The sequence below is a fragment of the Pseudarthrobacter sp. MOO13 genome (assembly GCF_058267655.1).
Genome location: NZ_CM177848.1, coordinates 197,243 through 215,359 on the forward strand (window position 1 = coordinate 197,243; position 18,117 = coordinate 215,359).

Here is an 18,117-nt window from a genome sequence, read left to right on the forward strand (position 1 = left end):
CTACAGGCCCAGCGGCAAGGCAGTGGAGTAGACCTGCTTGGACGGCGGGCCGGCCAGGATTTCGTGCAGCGCGTTTTTTCCTTCGGGTGTAGTGCGCCAGGCGGCGTAGTCGTCGTGGTCCTGCGTGGTGGCCCAGGTTTCCACGACCAGGATGTGGCAGGGGTCCGCGTCATCCACCAGCGCCTCGATGCCCTGGTTACCAGGCCACGCGCGGGTGGCCGCGAGCGTTTCGGACAAGTACTTTGCGGCGTCGTTGCGGCGGGCGGGGTCGATCCGGACTTCGAAGTGGACGATGGCAGGCATGAGGCTCCTTGGCATGGGCGTGGCACGGCCGGCTGACCAGTACCCACTGCGTGCAACACGGCTGCGGACCGCTTTCTTCCCGCCCTTGCCGGACCCAAATCCCGGTGTGACCTGCGGCTGCATCCGCCGTGAGGAGATTCATAAAAGTGGGCCTTCTGCGGTTCCGGTTGTTAGCGTCGGAAGTCAAGCCAGACTCTTTGCGACGCCGGCTGAGTGCTTTTCCCCAGTCAGTACCAAGCACGTGGAACCGGCGTCCGGACCGCAGCCTCAAAACTGAAATGGGATCCAATGAGCCAAAAAGCAGCACCCCCCATGGGCACCGCGGGGCGTGAAACATCGGAACAGAGGCCGCCGGCGGTGGCCGGAACAGGCAGCCCGGAGGCCAGGACCCGGGTCAACAAAACTGTCTTCCTCGGCTCCGCCATCGGCGTGGTGGGCATCGCGCTCTGGGCGATTCTTGCCAAGGACAACGCCGACGCCGTCATCGGGTCCATGGTGGGCTGGGTGTCCACCAACATGGGCTGGTACTACTTCCTGATCGTCACCGCCGTGGTCATCTTCGTCCTGGTCGCCGCACTGTCCCGGGTGGGCAAGACCAAGCTCGGGCCGGACCACTCCAAGCCACAGTTCGGGATGTTCACCTGGGCGGCCATGCTGTTCGCGGCAGGCATCGGCATCGACCTGATGTTCTTTTCCGTGTCCGAACCCGTCAGCCAGTACCTTGCCCCGCCGCAGGGCGAAGGGGGTACCGCGGAAGCCGCCCGCCAGGCGCTGGTGTGGACGCTGTTCCACTACGGCATCACCGGCTGGGCCCTGTACGCCCTGATGGGGCTCGCCCTGGGCTACTTCTCCTACCGCCACAACCTGCCGCTGAGCATCCGCTCCGCGCTCTACCCCATCTTCGGCAAGAAGATCGAGGGGCCCATGGGGCACGCGGTGGATATCGCCGCCCTGCTCGGCACCATCTTCGGCATCGCCACATCCCTGGGCATCGGCGTCGTCCAGTTGAACTACGGGCTGAACTTCATGTTCGGCATTCCGGAGAACCTGGCCGTGCAGATCGGGCTGATCGTGCTGTCCGTGGTGATGGCAACGGTCTCCGTGGTGTCCGGCGTCGAAAAGGGCATCCGGCGGCTCTCGGAACTGAACGTCATCCTGGCGGTGGCGCTGATGCTGTTCGTGCTGGTAACCGGGAAGACCAGCTTCCTGCTGGACGGGATCGTCCAGAACGTCGGCGACGTCATGAGCCGGTTCCCGGGCATGACTTTGGATACCTTCGCCTATGACCGTCCCACCGACTGGATGAACGCCTGGACCCTGTTCTTTTGGGCGTGGTGGATCGCCTGGGCCCCGTTCGTTGGCTTGTTCCTGGCCCGGATCTCCCGTGGCCGCACCATCAGGCAGTTCGTCCTGGGCACCATGACCGTTCCGTTCATCTTCATCGTGCTGTGGATCTCCATCTTCGGAAACTCCAGCCTCGACCTGATTATGAACGGCAACGCAGCGTTCGGCGAGGCGGCCATGAGCCACCCGGAGCGCGGCTTCTACAGCCTGCTGGAGCAGTTTCCGGCCGTCCCGGTTACCGCCGCCGTGGCCACGTTCACGGGCCTGCTGTTCTATGTGACCTCCGCCGATTCCGGCGCCCTGGTCATGTCCAACTTCACCTCGCACCTGAAGGACGCGGACTCGGACGGTCCCGAGTGGATGCGCGTGTTCTGGGCCGTGGCCACCGGCTTGCTGACCCTGGCCATGCTGACCGTTGGCGGCGTGACCACGCTGCAGAACGCCACGATCGTCATGGGGCTGCCGCTGTCCCTGCTGCTGGTGCTGATCATGCTGGGCCTGTACAAGGCCCTCCGCGTGGAGAACTCGCTCAACGACAGCTACCGGGCGAGCCTGCCCGGCATCATTACCGGCCGGGCGGCGGACCAGCGTGCCGGCCGGACCTGGCGGCAGCGGCTGGTCCGGGCCATGAACTATCCCGGCCGCAAGCAGACCATCCGGTTCGCCGAAACCGTGGCCATTCCGGCGCTGGAGGAAGTGGAAGCGGAGCTGCGCGAGCAGGGCGCCGAAACAACCCTGGCCATCACCACGGTGGAGGCCTGCGGGATTCCGAGCATCGACCTGCAGCTGGCCATGGGGGAGGAACGGGCGTTCAAATACCAGATCTACCCGGTCCGGTACGAGACCCCCAGCTACGCCACCCGCCGGGCGGATCCGGATGACCACTACTACCGGATGGAAGTGTTCGCACAGGAGGGAAGCCACGGCTACGACCTCATGGGCTACACCAGGGAACAGGTCATCACGGATGTCTTGGACCACTACGAACAGCACCTCGAATTCCTGCACCTGAACCGTGCAGCGCCCGGAATCACCCTCCTCGTGGAGGACCAGGTGGCAAAAGACAATTGGGAATCCGACTTCGACATGCAGGAGGAAACTAAGTGAGCACGTCAACGCTTTTCATCGGCGGCAGTTGGGTTGCAGCGTCCGACGGCGGCACCCGGGACATCCACTGCCCCGCGGACGGGCAGCTGGTCGGGACCGTTGCGGAAGCAACAGCAGGGGACGCCGAGCGCGCCGTGCACGCGGCCAGGACGGCGTTCGACGCCGGGGAATGGGCAGGCACCTCGGCACTGGAGCGGGGCTCGTTCCTGCTGGGGGTCGCCGCCAGGCTGCGGGAACGGAAGGATGACTTCGCCCGCGCCGAGACGCTGGACACCGGCAAGCGACTGGTGGAAAGCGAAATCGATATGGACGACATCGCCAACTGCTTTGAGTACTTCGGCAAGCTGGCCGGCCAGGACTCCGGACGGGTGGTGGACGCGGGCAGCCGCACCGTGGTCAGCCGGATCGAATACGAGCCCGTGGGCGTGTGCTCGCTGATCGCGCCGTGGAACTACCCGCTGCTCCAGGCCGCCTGGAAAATTGCGCCCGCCCTGGCCGCCGGCTGCAGCTTCGTCCTCAAACCCAGCGAACTGACGCCGCACACCTCCATCCTGATGATGGAAGTCCTGCAGGAACTGGGCCTGCCCGCCGGCGTCGCGAACCTTGTCCTGGGCGACGGCAAGATCGTGGGGCCCGTCCTCTCCGGCCACCCTGAGGTTGACCTGGTCTCCTTCACCGGCGGCCTGGAGACCGGGAAAGCCATCGCGGCCTCGGCAGCCGCCACCGTCAAGAAGGTGGCGCTGGAACTGGGCGGCAAGAACCCGAACATCATCTTCGCGGACGCCGACTTCGACGCCGCCCTGGACAACGCGCTCAACGCCGCGTTCGTGCACTCCGGGCAGGTCTGCTCCGCCGGTGCACGCCTGGTGGTTGAGGAGTCCATTGCGGAGAAGTTCGTGGCCGAACTGGTCCGCCGGGCCGAAAAGATCCGGCTGGGTGGTCCGTTCGATCCCGACGCCGAGACCGGCCCGCTGATCTCTGCCGCGCACCGGGACAAGGTCACCGCCTACGTGGAGAAGGGCATCGCCGAAGGCGCCCGGCTGCGGTGCGGCGGCGCCTGGGGCGGCGGGGAGCTCGAAAAGGGCTTCTACTACCTGCCCACCGTCCTGGACCAGGTCAAGAGCGGCATGTCCGTGGTGGTTGACGAGGCGTTCGGGCCGGTGGTCACGGTGGAAACCTTCAACACCGAGGCGGAGGCCATCAAGATCGGCAACGACACCCACTACGGCCTGGCCGGTGCCGTCTGGTCCCAGGATGCCGGGAAGGCCCAGCGGGTTGCCCGGGCGCTGCGCCACGGAACCATCTGGATCAACGATTTCCACCCCTACCTGCCGCAGGCGGAGTGGGGCGGCTTCGGCCAGTCGGGCGTGGGCCGCGAACTGGGCCCCACTGGCCTGGCCGAATACCAGGAAGCCAAGCACGTCTACCAGAACATCGATCCGCAGGTCACCGGCTGGTTCAGCGACCATGCCGCCGCTGCAGAGGGGAAGTAGGACACATGGCAAGCGAAGCAAAGACAGAGTTCGACTACATCGTGATCGGCGGCGGTTCCGCTGGCGCCGCCGTGGCATCCCGCCTGAGCGAGGACCCGTCGGTGGACGTTGCCCTGGTGGAAGCCGGCCCGGATGACCGCAACATTCCCGAGATCCTGCAGCTGGACCGCTGGATGGAGCTGCTGGAATCCGGCTACGACTGGGACTACCCCATCGAGGAGCAGGAGAACGGCAACTCCTTCATGCGGCATGCCCGCGCCAAGGTGATGGGCGGGTGTTCCAGCCACAACTCCTGCATTGCGTTCTGGGCGCCCCGGGAAGACATTGACGAGTGGGAGAAGAAGTTCGGCGCCGCCGGCTGGAACTCCGAGACGGCCTACCGGCTGTACAAGCAGCTGGAAACCAACGAGGACGCCGGCCCGGACGCGCCGCACCACGGCGACAGCGGCCCCGTCCACCTCATGAACGTTCCGGCCACGGACCCCACCGGCCGCGCCATGCTGGAAGCCTGCGAACAGGCGGGCATCCCCAAGGCACACTTCAACACCGGCGACACCGTGATCAACGGCGCGGGCTTCTTCCAGATCAACCGCCGCGCCGACGGCACCCGGTCCTCCAGCTCGGTGTCCTACATCCACCCGATCATGGACCGGAAGAACTTCACCCTGCTGACCGGTCTGCGCGCCAAGGAACTGACGTTTGACGGGACCAACCGCTGCACCGGCGTGGCCGTGGTGGACAACGCCTTCGCCAAAACACACCAGCTCACCGCAAGGTCCGAAGTGATCGTCTCCACCGGCGCCATCGATTCGCCCAAGCTGCTTCTGCTGTCCGGGATCGGCCCGGCCGCGCAGCTGGAAGAGTTCGGCATCCCCGTTCGCGTTGATTCCCCCGGCGTGGGCGAGCACCTGCAGGACCACCCCGAGGGCGTCATCCAGTGGGAGGCCAAGCAGCCCATGACCAAGACGTCCACCCAGTGGTGGGAGGCCGGTATCTTCACCACCACCGAAGAGGGCCTGGACCGGCCGGACCTGATGTTCCACTACGGGTCGGTTCCGTTCGACATGCACACCCTGCGCCAGGGCTTCCCCACCACGGAGAACGGCTTCTGCCTGACCCCCAACGTCACCCACGCCCGATCCCGCGGCACGGTGAAGCTGCGCAGCAAGGACTTCCGGGACAAGCCCAAGGTGGATCCGCGCTACTTCACCGATCCGGAGGGCCACGACATGCGCGTCATGACCGCGGGAATCCGCAAGGCCCGCGAGATCGCCGCGCAGCCTGCACTCGCCGACTGGGTGGGCACCGAGCTGTACCCGGGCGACGCCATCCAGACCGACGAGGAGATCGCCGACTACATCCGCAAGACCCACAACACCGTGTACCACCCCGCGGGGACGGTGCGGATGGGAGCGGCCGACGACGACATGTCGCCGTTGGATCCCCAGTTGCGGGTCAAGGGCGTCACCGGCCTCCGGGTGGCCGATGCGTCCGTGATGCCCGAGCTGACCACCGTGAACCCGAACATCACCACGATGATGATCGGCGAACGCTGCGCGGAGTTGGTCCGCGCGGCACGCACCGCCTGATCCACACGGCCTGGCCAAAAGGGCGGCTCCCTCCGGGGGAGCCGCCCTTTGCCGTATCCGGCCGGCCGGCTATTCGCGCCCTTCGGACACCCAGGTGGGGTTCGCGGACCGGGACCCGACGACGGCGTCCGACGCCGCGGCAAGGACGGCCAGGTGGGCCGGGGTAAGGTCCAGGCCCAGGGCGCCAAGGTTCTCGTCGATCCGGGCCGCCTTCCGGGTCCCGGGGATGGGGACGACGGGCAGGCCAAGCTGCTTGCCTTGGGCGAAGAGCCACGCCAAGGCAACCTGCGCCGGCGTGGCATTCAACTGTTCCGCGACGGACCGGACGGTGTCCACCACTGCCTGGTTGGCGCTTGCGGCATCGGGGGCGAAGCGCGGGATATTCCGGCGGAAATCCTTCTCGCCCAGGCTTGACGTATCCACGGTGCCGGTGAGGAAGCCGCGGCCCAGCGGGGAGTAGGGGACAAAGCCCACACCCAGCTCTGCTGCGGCAGGAACCACGTTGCGTTCCACATCCCGGCTCCAGATGGACCACTCGCTCTGGACTGCGGAGATCGGGTGGACGGCGGAGGCGTCCCGGAGTTCCTGCGCCGTCACCTCGGAGAGGCCCAAGTGCTTGACCTTGCCCTGCTGCACCAGCTCCGCCATGGCGCCCACGGTTTCCTCGATGGGGACCCTGACGTCGCGGCGGTGCATGTAGTAAAGGTCGATGACGTCGGTGCCCAGCCGCTGCAGGCTGCGGTCCACAGCCTGGCGTACGTATTCCGCGTCGCCCCGGATGTCCGTGTAGCCGTCCGCGGGGGTGCCCACCAGCGCGAACTTGGTGGCCAGCTGGATCTCGGCCCGCCGCTCCTTGAGGAGCTGGGAGATCAGCTCCTCGTTGCTGCCTCCGCCGTAAATGTCCGCGGTGTCGATGAAGCTGACACCGGCATCGACGGCGTGGTGCAGCGTCCGGAGCGCCTCAGCGGGGTCAACGTCGCCGTAGACCGGGGTGAGGGCCATGCCGCCGAAGCCCAGGGGGCTGACGGCCAGGCCGTCGCCGAGCTGGACCGGGTGGCCGTGGTCAGTGGGGGTGTGTGCCATGGGTGCTCCTGTTCGGTTCCTGCAGTGTGGAGTGGTGGTCGTTTACAGCCAGGGGATGATCCGGTCGGCCGCCTGCCGGCCGGCCTGGATCAGCCGAGCGTTTGCTTCATCGGGTCCGGTGGCCCAGGCCAGGGCGGCCGCACGGTCCATGCCGAATGACACGTGCCGGTCCACCAGCCGCTGCAGGCGGAGTGCGGGCGGAGTTTCAAGGAACCATACTTCGTCCAGCTGCGCCCGCACCTCCTTCCACGGCTCCTGCCCGGCCAGCAGGTAGTTGCCCTCGGTGATGACCAGCGGGACGTCCGCGGGCACCGCAATCGAGGCAGCCACCGGCTCGTCCAGGGTGCGGCGGAACTCCGGTGCGTACACTACGGCCTCGTCCCGGCGCGCCAACCGGCGCAGCAGCGAAAGGTAGCCGCCGCCGTCGAACGTATCAATGGCGCCTTTGCGCTCCCGCAGCGGCGTCCCCTCGATGATCGCGTTGCCCAGGTGGAAGCCGTCCATCGGGACCACCACCGCCGTGCCGGGGCTGAACTGCTCCTGCAGCCACGCGGCAAACGTGGACTTCCCGGATCCCGGCGCGCCGGCGATGCCCAGGATGGTGCGCGTCTCCGGGGCCAGCCTGCGCCGGAGCGCATCGACTGCCTGCACGATCTCGGGGGAGTCCATGGCAAGAGCCTAGTCACTGCTGCGCGCGGCCGCCTGGTCCTTCGCGGGAAGCGCCTTCAGGCCGGCGGCACAACCCACGATGCCGGCAATGAACAGGAGCTTCAGGACGCTGAAGGGCTCCACGCCCGTGATCATCGCCCAGCCGACCGTCAATGAAGCACCGATGCCCACCCAGACCGCGTAGGCCGTGCCAAGTGGAATGCTCCGGATGGCCATGCCCAGGCCCAGCATGCTCAGGGCCGCCGTGACGGCGAAAACGACGGTGGGGAGGGGCTTGCTGAAGCCCTCGGACAAGCCCAGGGCGGTGGCCCAGACAGCCTCCAGGACGGCGGAGGCCAGAAGGACCAGCCAGGGAACTGAGCGTTTCACGGTTACGCCACCACCTTCAGGCCGACCACGCACGCGGCGATGCCGGTGAGCAGCGCCAGCCGGGCCGCCGTCGGGCGTTCAACCCTGGTGGTCATGGCGTAGGCGGAGGTCAGGACCACGCCGACCCCTACCCAGACGGCGTAGGCCGTTCCGGTGGGGATGGACTGCATGGCGATGGCGAGGCCGCCGGTGCTCGCCGCGACGGCCAGCAGGAACACGGCCGCGGGCGCGATGCGGCGGCGGCCGGAAACCTGGGCGGACCGGTGCAGGGCGGCTGCCCAGACGGCCTCGAGGGCGCCGGAAAGAAGAAGGATTATCCACGACATGACCAGATCCTTTGGCCAGTCTTGTCGCGTGCCGGGTACTGAACCGTCGTCCGGAGGCTCTGGTGCGGAGCCTTGGATTCCAGCGTAGCAACGCACGACGCCGGGGGGCCAGTGATGGTGCCCAACCTCACCATGCGGGGGAGGGGGGCTTTACCCGGCGGGCTCCAGCGGGTCGACCGACACCACTGCCAGGAAGCCCCGGCCCAGGATCTCCGGGCTGTTGTCGTCCGAACCGGCCACGGCGTCGTAACGGCCCAGTTCCACCGGGTTGGTGTCCGCCTGCCCGCTGCCGCCTTCACTCACCACAGCCTGGCCCTGCAGCAGCACCGCCAGTTGGCCATCGAACACCGGATGCGCCCGCTTCTTGGACAGCTCGATGATGGAGGTGTACCCCTTGTATGCCGCGGCGCGGGTGATGACGTTCAGGTCGCGGATGTCTCCGGTGGGCAGTGACCCTGTCGTGGCCGCGCCGCCGTCGAACCGGAAGGGACGGTATTTCTCCAACGGCTGCTCTGCTCCGTCCACCGTGAGCAGCAGCAGTTCACCCTCGATCACGGTCAGGACCCGTTCCATGCCGGGGAACGCGGAGAAGTCACCTGCCTTGGTGACGTCCGCGATGCTCACCCGCCAATCCCAGCCGGCGTCGGACGAGCCCTGGCGCGCGATTTCCCTCGTCACCCCGCCCCCGTTGCGCCATGGTTCGGCCTTGAGCCCTGCGAAGCGGATGATCTGCATCCGCCCAGCCTAGTTCCCAAGCCCGGCAGGTTCAGGGTCCGGCGTCGCAGGTTGCGTCCCGTCCTGCTAATCTCCTCCGGGGGGTCATCACGAAAACAGCCTGAAGGAGCCGGGAATGTTCGTCAAAGTGTGTGGTCTCAGTACGCCCGAATCGGTCCGCGCGGCGGTGGAAGCAGGGGCCGACGCCGTAGGTTTCGTGCTCACCGCCAGCCCCCGGGTGGTCTCGCCCTCCCAGGCCGCCTCCCTCTTGTCGGAGGTGCCCGCTGGAGTTCGCCCGATGGGCGTGTTCCGCGACGAACCCGTGGTGGACGCCGTCGCCATTGCCCGGGCGGCGGGCCTTGAATGGATCCAGCTGCACGGGAACCGTTCCCGGGCGGACGTGGCAACGGTGCATAATGCCGGCATGAAGCTGGTCCGGGCCATCACCATGGGTGCCTCCGACGATGAATTCGAAGACTGGGGCGAGGACCTGCTCCTGATCGATGCGGCGGCGCCGGGCTCCGGCGAGTCCTGGGACTACGCCTCCGTGGCGGCGTTGCCGGTGCTGCAGGGCCGGGACTGGCTGCTTGCCGGCGGCCTGGACGCGGCCAACGTTGGCCAGGCCTCGGCCGCTGCCCAGGCCTGGGGCGTGGACGTCTCCTCGGGCGTCGAAGCGACCCGCGGCGTGAAGGACCTGGCGAAGATCCGCGCCTTCGTGCAGGCCGCCAAGGCAACCGCCGCCGTGTAGTCGCCCGGCTCAGGGCAAGATCAGGGGAGTCCCCTACCTTTTTGCCGGAGGTCCGGGGGCAGAATGGGTGCATGAAGACACTTCTGAACGTTATCTGGCTGGTTTTTGGCGGCTTCTGGCTTGCCCTGGGCTATTTCCTCGCGGGCGTGGTCTGCTGCCTGCTGATCGTCACCATCCCCTGGGGCATCGCGTCCTTCCGGATCGCTGCCTACACGCTCTGGCCCTTCGGCCGGATGGTGGTTGACCGGCCCGGCGGCAACGGTGTCTTCTCGCTGCTGGGCAACGTGATCTGGCTGCTCGTTGCCGGCATCTGGATCGCCATCGGCCATGTGCTCACGGCGTTCGCCATGGCGGTGACCATCGTGGGCATCCCGCTGGCCATCGCCAACCTCAAGCTGATCCCGGTGTCCCTGATGCCGCTGGGCAAGCAGATCGTGCCGTCGAGCAGGCCGTTTGCCAGCAACTACCGCTGAGGGTCAGTGCGCCGGCGCCAGGAGCCGGAACGCCCCGTCCCGCAGGATGGCCACGGACCCGCTGTCGTCCAGTTCGGCCGCGATGTCCACGTCCTCCGTGTAGCCGGCACCTGTCAGTTCGCGGCCGCTGGAACACCGTAACAGCACCTCGCGCAGCCGCGGCTCGGCGGCTTCGAAAACGGCCATCGCCGCCACGGCTTCCGGCGCATAGCCGTGCCTGCCGTCGCCGGCTTCGTAGCCGCCCTTCCCGGCGGCCGCCAGCCCTGCGATGAAAGCCCCGGCCCCGATCTGGTCTTCGACGGCGGCCCGAAGGGTACGGTCATGCCACCGCTCGCCGGCCGCAACCACCGCCACCACCGCGTCGCCGGGAAGGTTGGCCGTAACCCAGTCCGCCGTGGCCGCGGCGTTGCGGAGGCACACCGCGGCCACCAGTGGAACCTCTCCCGCCAGCTCGTGGCACAGTTCAGAGCCGTTGGGGGATGGCAGGACAATCCGGTCCAGCGTTGCTGCGCTGCGCAGGCTTGCCGGGGAGAGGCTCAGCCCACCGCCGTCGCGGGGGCCTGCCAGCTGGGCGTGGTGATGGGCGGCGAAGTCTTCGGCCCGGGTATCGCGCCACGGAAAGGGGAAGACCTCCGCGTTCCGGTCCAGCGCCACGCTGACGCAGGTGCTGAAGGACAGGACGTCCACCACCACCGCGATGTCCGCACCCGGGGCCACGGTCCTGGCGCCGTTCAGTCCCCAGTCAAGCCGAACCTCGAACGGGAGCTGCCGGTGCGCGGCGTTCGCTGAGTGCGTGTGCCGCGGCGTGGAACGGGGAGCGTTCATGCCAGTTCGCCTTTCAGGTTGCGGTGCGCGGCGTCCAGCCACAGTTCCTTGGCGCGGCGGTGGCGGAAGAGCGGGTCCAGTTCCAACAGGTGACGCACGACGGCGGCCCGGCCGGCAGCGAAGTCGGCGTCACCGACGTGCGCGTAGTCCTTCCTGACGGCCGCGACGTAGCGGGCGTACTCCTCCGGTTCCCCGCCCAGGACGGACAGGTCCGCGTCGCTCAGGAGGGCGCCGTCGTCGTCACCGGGTTCGGGCCGGTGGTCCGATGTCACCAGGACCAGCCGGACCACCTCTGCCACGTCCGCCTCCGGCAGGCCGGCCGCGGTGAGCCGGTCCTCGGCCAGCCGGGCGGATTCTTCCTCGTCCTGTCCCGCCGTGCCCCGGTACACGGCGTCGTGGAACCACGCTGCCAGCAGCACGGTCCGTGGTGCCCCAGCCGGCTCGGTAAGCAGGTCCAGTGCTTCCAGGACGGAGAGCAGGTGGGTGCAGCCATGGTAGTGGCGGTGGGGTTCGCTCCAGCGGTCCAGCAGGTCCAGGAAGAGGGCATCGTGCCCGGGCATGATGGCTTCCCAGCGGTTCAGCAGCGGAACTTTCAGCGATTTGTTCCGCCGGCGTGCCGGTATCCGCAGCCCGCTGGCGATCAGCTTGCGGACCAGGAGCCTGGCTTCGACCGGGACGGCCCCCGCCGCGACCAGCTCATCGAAGCGGCGCTCCGGCACGTCGTAGTGGTCGCCGTCGAACGCCCGCTCAGGGATTTCCGCTGCGGCAGCGAACGCGTGCAGCTCGTCCAGCGACGTATCGGACACCAGGTGGGAGAAGTGCGTACCGTGAGCAGGCCACAATGGCGGGTCGATGTAGATGGCCATGGAAGGAGTCTAGTGCTGCCACTGGGCGGTCTCCTGGCGGCCCGGCGGTCCAGTTCCTGCCAGCCCGGCGCTCCAGTCGCATTCCTCATTTGCGCAGTAAAGACGTCCCGACGGTTGCATTTGCGGATTAGGATTGCCGCATGGCCCTTATCCGCGTTTCAGAAGCCGCCCGATTCCTGGGCGTGAGCGACGACACCATCCGCCGGTGGACCGATCACGGAACACTGACGCCGTTCCGCGACGAGTCCGGCCGGCTGGCCGTCGACGGGCTGGAGCTCGCCACGCATGCCCGGAAGCTGGCCCAGCTCCCGGATGATCCGCAACGCGGCGGCAGTTCGGCCCGAAACCGGTTCGTCGGCCTCGTCACGAACGTCGTCGCCGACAAGGTCATGGCCCAGGTGGAGCTGCAGTGCGGGCCTTTCCGGGTGGTGTCCCTCATGAGCAGCGAAGCCGTGCGCGATCTTGGGCTGGAGCCCGGTGCCGTCGCCACCGCCGTGGTCAAGGCAACAACAGTCATCATCGAATCCCCGAAAGGCCGGGCCACCGCATGAGCAGGCAAGCTGTCCGCCCCGCCGGGTCCACCGTCCGGGCTGCCGTCCTCCCGCTGGCGGTACTCTTACTGGCCGTCCTCTCCGGCTGCGCGCCGGCAGGCGGACCGGCCGCGGGCACCACTTCCGCTGCGGGCGCAGGCTCCGGTGCGCCAACAGGAACCATCACGGTCTTCGCGGCAGCCTCCCTCAAGGCCACCTTCACCGAACTGGCGCACACCTTCGAAGCAGGGAACCCCGGAACCACAGTCACGTTGAGCTTCGCGGGATCCTCGGACCTTGCCGGCCAGATCAACCAGGGCGCACCCGCGGACGTCTTTGCCTCGGCGGACACGGCCAACATGAAGAAGCTGCAGGACGCCGGCCTGGTCGACGGCACACCCCGCAACTTCGCCACCAACACCCTGGCCATCGCGGTTCCACCGGGCAATCCGGCCGGCATTTCGGCGCTGAAGGACCTGGCGCGGCCGGGCGTCAAGCTGGTGGTCTGCGCCAAGCAGGTCCCGTGCGGGGCCGCGGCGGCAAAGGTGGCGGGCACGGCAGGGATTTCGCTGGCTCCCGTCAGCGAGGAAAATGCCGTCACCGACGTTCTGGGCAAGGTCGCCTCCGGGGAGGCCGACGCGGGCCTGGTGTACGGCACGGACGTCCGGGCGACCGGCGCCAAGGTGGCGGGCATCGAATTTCCGGAGTCGCAGGGCGCCGTGAATACCTACCCCATCGCCGGCATGGCCAGTGGCCGGAACACGGCGGCCGCGCAGGCCTTCATTGCGCTGGTGACCGGCGCGGAAGGGCAAAAGGTCCTGGCCGGGGCGGGATTTGGACCCGGTGGACAATAGAGGTCTTCCTCAGCGGACCTCGCTGAGGGAGGCATACACGAAAGGTACCAAAGTGGTGGGGCAAGGCTATTCCGGCGTTCCCGGCTGGGTCCGCGCACTGGCTGTTGTTGCCGCCGTCGTCGTGCTGCTCCCGCTGCTCGCCATGGTGCTGCGGGTGGACTGGACCCGGTTTATTCCGCTCGTGACCTCGGACTCGTCCCTGACGGCGCTGGGACTGAGCCTGCGGACCTCCGCGGCCAGCACGCTGCTGTGCATTGTGCTGGGTGTCCCGTTGGCGCTGGTCCTCGCCCGGGATTCTTTCCGGCTGCAGGGGCTGCTGCGTTCGCTGGTGCTCCTGCCGCTGGTGCTTCCGCCCGTGGTGGGCGGCATCGCGCTGCTTTATACGTTCGGCCGCCAGGGCCTGCTGGGGCGGGCCTTCGACATGCTGGGCCTGCAGATTGCTTTCTCCACCACCGCCGTGGTCCTGGCCCAGACGTTCGTGGCGCTGCCCTTCCTGGTGGTCAGCCTGGAGGGGGCCGTGCGCACCTCAGGCTCCCGCTATGAGGCCGTGGCCGCCACCCTCGGCGCGCGCCCGGGCACCGTCTTCCGGCGGGTCACGCTTCCCCTGGTCCTGCCCGGCCTCGCTTCAGGCGCTGTCCTCTCGTTCGCCCGCAGCCTGGGTGAGTTCGGTGCCACACTGACGTTTGCAGGCAGCCTGCAGGGGGTGACCCGCACCCTGCCGCTGGAAATCTACCTGCAGCGGGAAACAGACCCGGACGCGGCCGTCGCCCTGTCGCTGGTGCTGGTGGCCGTCGCCGTGGCGGTGGTGGCGCTCGCGTACCGCCGGCCCGCAGCGCGCAGTGGAGCAGGAAAACGGCCGACGACGCCGGTACCGGCAGGAGGGAACAGCAAGTGACGTTGTCCTTCCAGGCAGCCGTGGCCGGGCGTGGATTCGACGTGTCCCTGACGGTGGGGCCCGGTGAAACCGTCGCCGTGATGGGGCCCAACGGCGCCGGGAAGTCCACCCTGCTCTCCAGTATTGCCGGGCTGTTGCGGCCGGACAGCGGCAGGGCGGAACTCAACGGAAAGACCCTGTTCGACCTCGACGGCGGCAACCGCACCTGGGTGCCGCCGCACCATCGCGGAACCGCCCTGCTCGCCCAGGAACCCTTGCTCTTTCCGCACCTGAGCGCGGTGGACAATGTCTCTTTTGGGTCCCGCAGTGCCGGCATTCCCAAACGGGAAGCCCGGCAGCGTGCCCTGGGCTGGCTGGCTGACGTTGAAGCTGAAGCCCTGGCCGGTCGCCGCCCCGCCGAACTCTCCGGCGGCCAGGCCCAGCGCGTTGCCGTGGCACGCGCGCTTGCCGCGGATCCCTCGCTCCTCCTGCTGGACGAGCCCCTCGCTGCCCTCGACATCCACTCAGCCCCGTTGTTGCGTCGACTGTTCAAGCGCGTCCTCGCGGGGCGGCAGGCCATCATCGTCACCCATGATGTCCTTGATGCGCTGATCCTCGCGGACAGGGTGGTCATCCTGGAGGACGGCAGGATTGCCGAGGACGGTCCAACCCGGGAGGTGCTGGAACGCCCGCGCAGTGCCTTTGCGGCCGGCCTGGCCGGGCTGAACTTCGTCCCCGGAACGTTGGACGGGGCCGCCGTGCGCACGGAGGAAGGCCTGCGGATCGCCGGCCATGGCGGGGATCCGGAAGCCGACGGGCAGCAGGCGGCGCCCGGAAAGCCGGGCGCGCAGCCGGCGGCGCCCGGGCAGCCGGGCAGGTCCGGGGAACCCGCCCCGGTGGCCGGGTCCGGGAGCCCCGGGGTGGCCGTGTTCCCGCCGTCGGCCGTTTCCGTGTTCCTCACCGACGCGCACGGCAGCCCCCGCAATTCCTTCGCCGTTACCATCAGCGACCTTGAGCCGCACGGCGACCAGATCCGCGTCCGGGCCGGAGGCCTGGCAGCCGACATTACGCCGGCCGCGTCCGCGGACCTGGGCCTGGTGCCGGGGCTGGCCGTGCACTTCGTGGTCAAAGCAGCCGCAGTTTCCGTCTACGGGACCTAGCGCGGTGTGGCGGGACCTCCGGCTCTGGACAGCGGTTTCGCCGTGGGCAAACATGGCTTAAGAACCTCGTCCTAAAAAGTTGAGCGTAGTACACTCAACTTAGTTATCAAGCCCCCGAAAGGAGCCCTCTTTGGACGTCAAATTCACCACCAAGAGCCAGGAGGCTCTTTCCGCTGCGGCAATGAATGCCTCCACCGCCGGCAACCCCCAAGTGGAGCCGGCCCACCTGCTCAAGGCGCTGATGGACCAGCGGGAGGGTGTCGCCGTCGCGCTCCTCCGCGCCACCGGCGCCGATCCCGATGCCGTCAGCGTCCAGGCCAGCAGCGCCATCAAGGCCCTGCCCGCGACGTCGGGGGGCTCCAGCCAGCAGGCGCAGCTGAGCCGGCCCGCCCTGCAGGCCATCCAGAACGCGAAAGAGGAAGCGGACCGGCTGGGCGACAGCTTCGTGTCCACCGAGGTGCTGCTGCTGGGCCTCTCGGCCGGCAACGACGCCGCCGCCCGGCTGCTCCGGGACGCCGGTGCGTCCCGTGAGGCGCTCCTTGCGGCTTTGCCCGGGGTCCGGGGGGACCGCAAGGTGGACAGCCCCGACCCCGAAAACACCTTCCAGGCGCTCGAAAAATACGGAACGGACCTCACTGCCATGGCCCGGGCCGGGAAGCTTGACCCGGTGATTGGCCGCGACTCCGAGATCCGGCGCGTGGTCCAGGTCTTGTCCCGGCGGACCAAGAACAACCCGGTACTGATCGGCGAACCCGGCGTCGGAAAGACTGCAGTGGTGGAAGGGCTGGCCCAGCGGATGGTGGCGGGCGATGTCCCCGAAAGCCTGCGCGGCAAGACGCTCATCTCCCTGGACCTCGGGTCCATGGTGGCCGGGGCGAAGTACCGTGGTGAGTTCGAGGAGCGGCTCAAGGCGGTCCTTGAGGAGATCAAGGGCTCCGACGGCCAGATCGTCACCTTCATCGACGAGATCCACACGGTGGTGGGCGCCGGCGCTACCGGCGATTCCTCCATGGATGCGGGCAACATGCTCAAGCCCATGCTGGCCCGTGGCGAGCTGCGCCTGATCGGCGCCACCACGCTGGACGAATACCGCGAAAACATCGAAAAGGATGCCGCCCTGGAACGCCGCTTCCAGCAGGTCTACGTCGGCGAACCCAGCGTGGAGGACACCATTGGCATCCTTCGCGGTCTCAAGGAACGCTACGAGGCGCACCACAAGGTGTCCATCGCGGACTCCGCCCTGGTGGCCGCGGCCACCCTGTCCAACCGCTACATTTCGGGCCGCCAGCTGCCGGACAAGGCAATCGACCTGGTGGATGAAGCCGCGTCCCGGCTGCGCATGGAGATCGACTCCGCTCCGGAGGAAATCGACCAGCTGCGTCGCCAGGTGGACCGGCTCACCATGGAGGAGCTTGCGCTGGAGGGCGAGACCGACGCCGCTTCGGTGGAACGGCTGGCAGCGCTCCGTGCCGACAAGGCGGACAAGGAGGAGGAACTCTCGGCGCTGAACGCGCGATGGGAGGCCGAGAAGGCCGGGCTCAACCGGGTGGGCGACCTGAAGGCCAAGCTGGACGAGTTGCGCTCCGCAGCGGACAAGGCCCAGCGTGAGGGTGACCTGGAGACCGCATCGCGGATCCTGTACGGGGAAATTCCTGCGCTTGAACGCGAGCTGAACGCCGCTGCCGAGGCGGAGGCAGCCGTGACGGACAAACCGGCTCAGATGGTGGCTGAGGAAGTGACGGCGGAGGACATCGCCGAAGTCATCTCGGCGTGGACCGGCATTCCCGCCGGCCGGATGCTGCAGGGCGAAAGCCAGAAGCTGCTCCACATGGAGCAGGAGCTGGGCAGGCGGCTGATCGGCCAGTCCAAAGCCGTGGCTGCCGTCTCCGACGCCGTCCGCCGCGCCCGCGCCGGAATCAGCGACCCCAACCGCCCCACCGGCTCCTTCCTGTTCCTCGGCCCCACCGGCGTGGGCAAGACCGAACTCGCCAAGGCCCTGGCGGACTTCCTGTTCGACGACGAACGCGCCATGGTGCGCATCGACATGTCCGAGTACGGCGAGAAGCACAGCGTGGCCCGGCTGGTCGGGGCGCCTCCGGGCTACGTCGGCTACGAGGAAGGCGGGCAGCTCACCGAGGCGGTCCGCCGCCGCCCGTACTCCGTGGTGCTGCTGGACGAGGTGGAGAAGGCGCACCCCGAGGTGTTCGACATCCTCCTGCAGGTGCTCGACGACGGCCGCCTCACCGACGGCCAGGGCCGCACCGTGGACTTCCGGAACGTCATCCTGGTGCTGACCTCCAACCTGGGCAGCCAGTTCCTGGTGGACCAGACCCTGGACCCCGAAGCCAAGCGCCATGCCGTCATGGCCACCGTCAACGCGTCCTTCAAGCCCGAGTTCCTTAACCGGCTCGACGAAGTGGTCCTGTTCGACGCCCTCACGGTGGAGGAGTTGGCGCACATCGTGGAGTTGCACGTGGCCGAACTGGGCCGCCGTCTCTACGAACGCCGGCTCACCCTCGAGGTCACCGACGGCGCCAAGGCGTGGCTGGCCCTGTCCGGCTACGATCCGGCGTACGGTGCCCGCCCGCTGCGCCGGCTGGTGCAGCGCGAGATCGGCGACCGGCTGGCCAAGGCCATCCTGGCCGGGGATATCAGCGACGGCGACACCGTCCTGGTTGATACCGCGGCGGACCTTGGCGAACTGACCGAGGGCGCCGTGGACACGCTGACAGGCGCCCCCAGCTCGGGTTTGTCCGTTCGGCGGAAAGACTAGCGGCCAAACTCACGCCC

Annotated in this window: 18 protein-coding genes and 1 riboswitch; of the genes, 10 read left to right on the forward strand and 8 right to left on the reverse strand. The window is 68.1% G+C overall.

Annotated elements, in window-relative coordinates; all coding sequences use genetic code 11:
• The gene (locus AC4EEO_RS00835; protein ID WP_133831870.1) at window positions 1-303 is read right to left on the reverse strand and encodes a putative quinol monooxygenase; all 303 of its coding nucleotides are present in this window, start codon (window positions 301-303) and stop codon (window positions 1-3) included.
• A gap of 288 nt (window positions 304-591) precedes the next feature.
• Here AC4EEO_RS00835 and betT point away from each other — a divergent pair, with 288 nt between their 5' ends.
• The 3 genes from betT to AC4EEO_RS00850 are packed head-to-tail and all read left to right on the forward strand — an operon-like array spanning window position 592 to window position 5,836.
• Window positions 592-2,754 (forward strand): choline BCCT transporter BetT, encoded by a 2,163-nt coding sequence (betT, locus tag AC4EEO_RS00840; protein ID WP_491339652.1) that lies wholly within the window; start codon window positions 592-594, stop codon window positions 2,752-2,754.
• Window positions 2,751-4,247: an aldehyde dehydrogenase family protein gene (locus tag AC4EEO_RS00845; RefSeq protein WP_018760811.1), complete on the forward strand. Its 1,497-nt coding sequence runs from the start codon at window positions 2,751-2,753 to the stop codon at window positions 4,245-4,247. Before betT ends, AC4EEO_RS00845 begins: the two co-directional genes overlap by 4 nt.
• A 5-nt stretch (window positions 4,248-4,252) precedes the next feature.
• Window positions 4,253-5,836: a GMC family oxidoreductase gene (locus tag AC4EEO_RS00850; protein WP_491339653.1), complete on the forward strand. Its 1,584-nt coding sequence runs from the start codon at window positions 4,253-4,255 to the stop codon at window positions 5,834-5,836.
• 69 nt (window positions 5,837-5,905) lie between these two features.
• Here AC4EEO_RS00850 and AC4EEO_RS00855 read toward each other — a convergent pair whose 3' ends face one another.
• The 5 genes from AC4EEO_RS00855 to AC4EEO_RS00875 all read right to left on the reverse strand — a co-directional run bounded on the left by AC4EEO_RS00855 (window position 5,906) and on the right by AC4EEO_RS00875 (window position 9,018).
• Window positions 5,906-6,919 carry an aldo/keto reductase gene (locus AC4EEO_RS00855; RefSeq protein WP_018760813.1) on the reverse strand — a complete coding sequence of 338 codons (1,014 nt, stop codon included), beginning with the start codon at window positions 6,917-6,919 and terminating at the stop codon, window positions 5,906-5,908.
• Between the two features lie 42 nt (window positions 6,920-6,961).
• On the reverse strand, window positions 6,962-7,588 hold the full coding sequence (locus AC4EEO_RS00860; RefSeq protein WP_491339654.1) for a nucleoside/nucleotide kinase family protein: 627 nt from the start codon (window positions 7,586-7,588) through the stop codon (window positions 6,962-6,964).
• 9 nt (window positions 7,589-7,597) lie between these two features.
• Complete coding sequence (locus AC4EEO_RS00865) at window positions 7,598-7,957, reverse strand: DMT family transporter (RefSeq protein ID WP_018760815.1); 360 nt, start codon at window positions 7,955-7,957, stop codon at window positions 7,598-7,600.
• Window positions 7,958-7,959: 2 nt separating this feature from the next.
• A complete protein-coding gene (locus AC4EEO_RS00870) occupies window positions 7,960-8,283 on the reverse strand; it encodes a DMT family transporter (protein WP_491339655.1) in 324 nt (107 codons plus the stop codon).
• Window positions 8,284-8,293: 10 nt separating this feature from the next.
• Window positions 8,294-8,359, reverse strand: a riboswitch (guanidine-III (ykkC-III) riboswitch).
• Between the two features lie 74 nt (window positions 8,360-8,433).
• On the reverse strand, window positions 8,434-9,018 hold the full coding sequence (locus AC4EEO_RS00875) for a HutD/Ves family protein (RefSeq protein WP_491339656.1): 585 nt from the start codon (window positions 9,016-9,018) through the stop codon (window positions 8,434-8,436).
• Window positions 9,019-9,133: 115 nt separating this feature from the next.
• Between AC4EEO_RS00875 and AC4EEO_RS00880 the strand changes: the two genes are divergently transcribed.
• Both AC4EEO_RS00880 and AC4EEO_RS00885 read left to right on the forward strand, forming a co-directional pair.
• Window positions 9,134-9,745: a phosphoribosylanthranilate isomerase gene (locus tag AC4EEO_RS00880; protein ID WP_133831866.1), complete on the forward strand. Its 612-nt coding sequence runs from the start codon at window positions 9,134-9,136 to the stop codon at window positions 9,743-9,745.
• A 71-nt stretch (window positions 9,746-9,816) separates the two neighbouring features.
• Entirely contained in the window at window positions 9,817-10,218 is a 402-nt protein-coding gene (locus AC4EEO_RS00885) for a YccF domain-containing protein (protein WP_018760819.1), read from the forward strand.
• 3 nt (window positions 10,219-10,221) lie between these two features.
• Here the strand turns inward: AC4EEO_RS00885 and AC4EEO_RS00890 are convergent, their stop codons facing one another.
• Window positions 10,222-11,043, reverse strand: a complete 822-nt coding sequence (locus tag AC4EEO_RS00890; protein WP_491339657.1) for a 2-phosphosulfolactate phosphatase — start codon at window positions 11,041-11,043, stop codon at window positions 10,222-10,224.
• Window positions 11,040-11,909, reverse strand: coding sequence for a DUF4031 domain-containing protein (locus AC4EEO_RS00895; protein WP_133831865.1), 870 nt, complete (start codon window positions 11,907-11,909; stop codon window positions 11,040-11,042). Before AC4EEO_RS00895 ends, AC4EEO_RS00890 begins: the two co-directional genes overlap by 4 nt.
• A gap of 140 nt (window positions 11,910-12,049) precedes the next feature.
• Between AC4EEO_RS00895 and AC4EEO_RS00900 the strand changes: the two genes are divergently transcribed.
• The 5 genes from AC4EEO_RS00900 (at window position 12,050) to clpB (ending at window position 18,100) form a co-directional block, all read left to right on the forward strand.
• Window positions 12,050-12,460, forward strand: coding sequence for a TOBE domain-containing protein (locus AC4EEO_RS00900; protein WP_109045578.1), 411 nt, complete (start codon window positions 12,050-12,052; stop codon window positions 12,458-12,460).
• Window positions 12,457-13,293, forward strand: a complete 837-nt coding sequence (gene modA, locus AC4EEO_RS00905; RefSeq protein ID WP_491339658.1) for a molybdate ABC transporter substrate-binding protein — start codon at window positions 12,457-12,459, stop codon at window positions 13,291-13,293. The genes AC4EEO_RS00900 and modA overlap by 4 nt, the downstream gene beginning before the upstream one ends.
• Before the next feature lie 52 nt (window positions 13,294-13,345).
• On the forward strand, window positions 13,346-14,188 hold the full coding sequence (locus tag AC4EEO_RS00910) for an ABC transporter permease (protein WP_018760824.1): 843 nt from the start codon (window positions 13,346-13,348) through the stop codon (window positions 14,186-14,188).
• Entirely contained in the window at window positions 14,185-15,327 is a 1,143-nt protein-coding gene (locus tag AC4EEO_RS00915; RefSeq protein ID WP_491339659.1) for a sulfate/molybdate ABC transporter ATP-binding protein, read from the forward strand. The genes AC4EEO_RS00910 and AC4EEO_RS00915 overlap by 4 nt, the downstream gene beginning before the upstream one ends.
• Window positions 15,328-15,457: 130 nt before the next feature.
• Window positions 15,458-18,100 carry an ATP-dependent chaperone ClpB gene (clpB, locus tag AC4EEO_RS00920; protein WP_133831861.1) on the forward strand — a complete coding sequence of 881 codons (2,643 nt, stop codon included), beginning with the start codon at window positions 15,458-15,460 and terminating at the stop codon, window positions 18,098-18,100.
• Window positions 18,101-18,117: the final 17 nt, after the last annotated feature.

Excerpts from the sequence above, each read along its gene's own strand:
- AC4EEO_RS00890 (WP_491339657.1), bottom strand. The coding sequence starts at position 11,043 with ATGAACGCTCCCCGTTCCACGCCGCGGCACACGCACTCAGCGAACGCC.
- AC4EEO_RS00855 (WP_018760813.1), bottom strand. The coding sequence starts at position 6,919 with ATGGCACACACCCCCACTGACCACGGCCACCCGGTCCAGCTCGGCGAC.
- AC4EEO_RS00860 (WP_491339654.1), bottom strand. The coding sequence starts at position 7,588 with ATGGACTCCCCCGAGATCGTGCAGGCAGTCGATGCGCTCCGGCGCAGG.
- AC4EEO_RS00895 (WP_133831865.1), bottom strand. The coding sequence starts at position 11,909 with ATGGCCATCTACATCGACCCGCCATTGTGGCCTGCTCACGGTACGCAC.
- AC4EEO_RS00850 (WP_491339653.1), top strand. The coding sequence starts at position 4,253 with ATGGCAAGCGAAGCAAAGACAGAGTTCGACTACATCGTGATCGGCGGC.
- AC4EEO_RS00900 (WP_109045578.1), top strand. The coding sequence starts at position 12,050 with ATGGCCCTTATCCGCGTTTCAGAAGCCGCCCGATTCCTGGGCGTGAGC.
- AC4EEO_RS00880 (WP_133831866.1), top strand. The coding sequence starts at position 9,134 with ATGTTCGTCAAAGTGTGTGGTCTCAGTACGCCCGAATCGGTCCGCGCG.
- AC4EEO_RS00885 (WP_018760819.1), top strand. The coding sequence starts at position 9,817 with ATGAAGACACTTCTGAACGTTATCTGGCTGGTTTTTGGCGGCTTCTGG.
- betT (WP_491339652.1), top strand. The coding sequence starts at position 592 with ATGAGCCAAAAAGCAGCACCCCCCATGGGCACCGCGGGGCGTGAAACA.
- AC4EEO_RS00835 (WP_133831870.1), bottom strand. The coding sequence starts at position 303 with ATGCCTGCCATCGTCCACTTCGAAGTCCGGATCGACCCCGCCCGCCGC.
- AC4EEO_RS00875 (WP_491339656.1), bottom strand. The coding sequence starts at position 9,018 with ATGCAGATCATCCGCTTCGCAGGGCTCAAGGCCGAACCATGGCGCAAC.
- AC4EEO_RS00870 (WP_491339655.1), bottom strand. The coding sequence starts at position 8,283 with ATGTCGTGGATAATCCTTCTTCTTTCCGGCGCCCTCGAGGCCGTCTGG.
- modA (WP_491339658.1), top strand. The coding sequence starts at position 12,457 with ATGAGCAGGCAAGCTGTCCGCCCCGCCGGGTCCACCGTCCGGGCTGCC.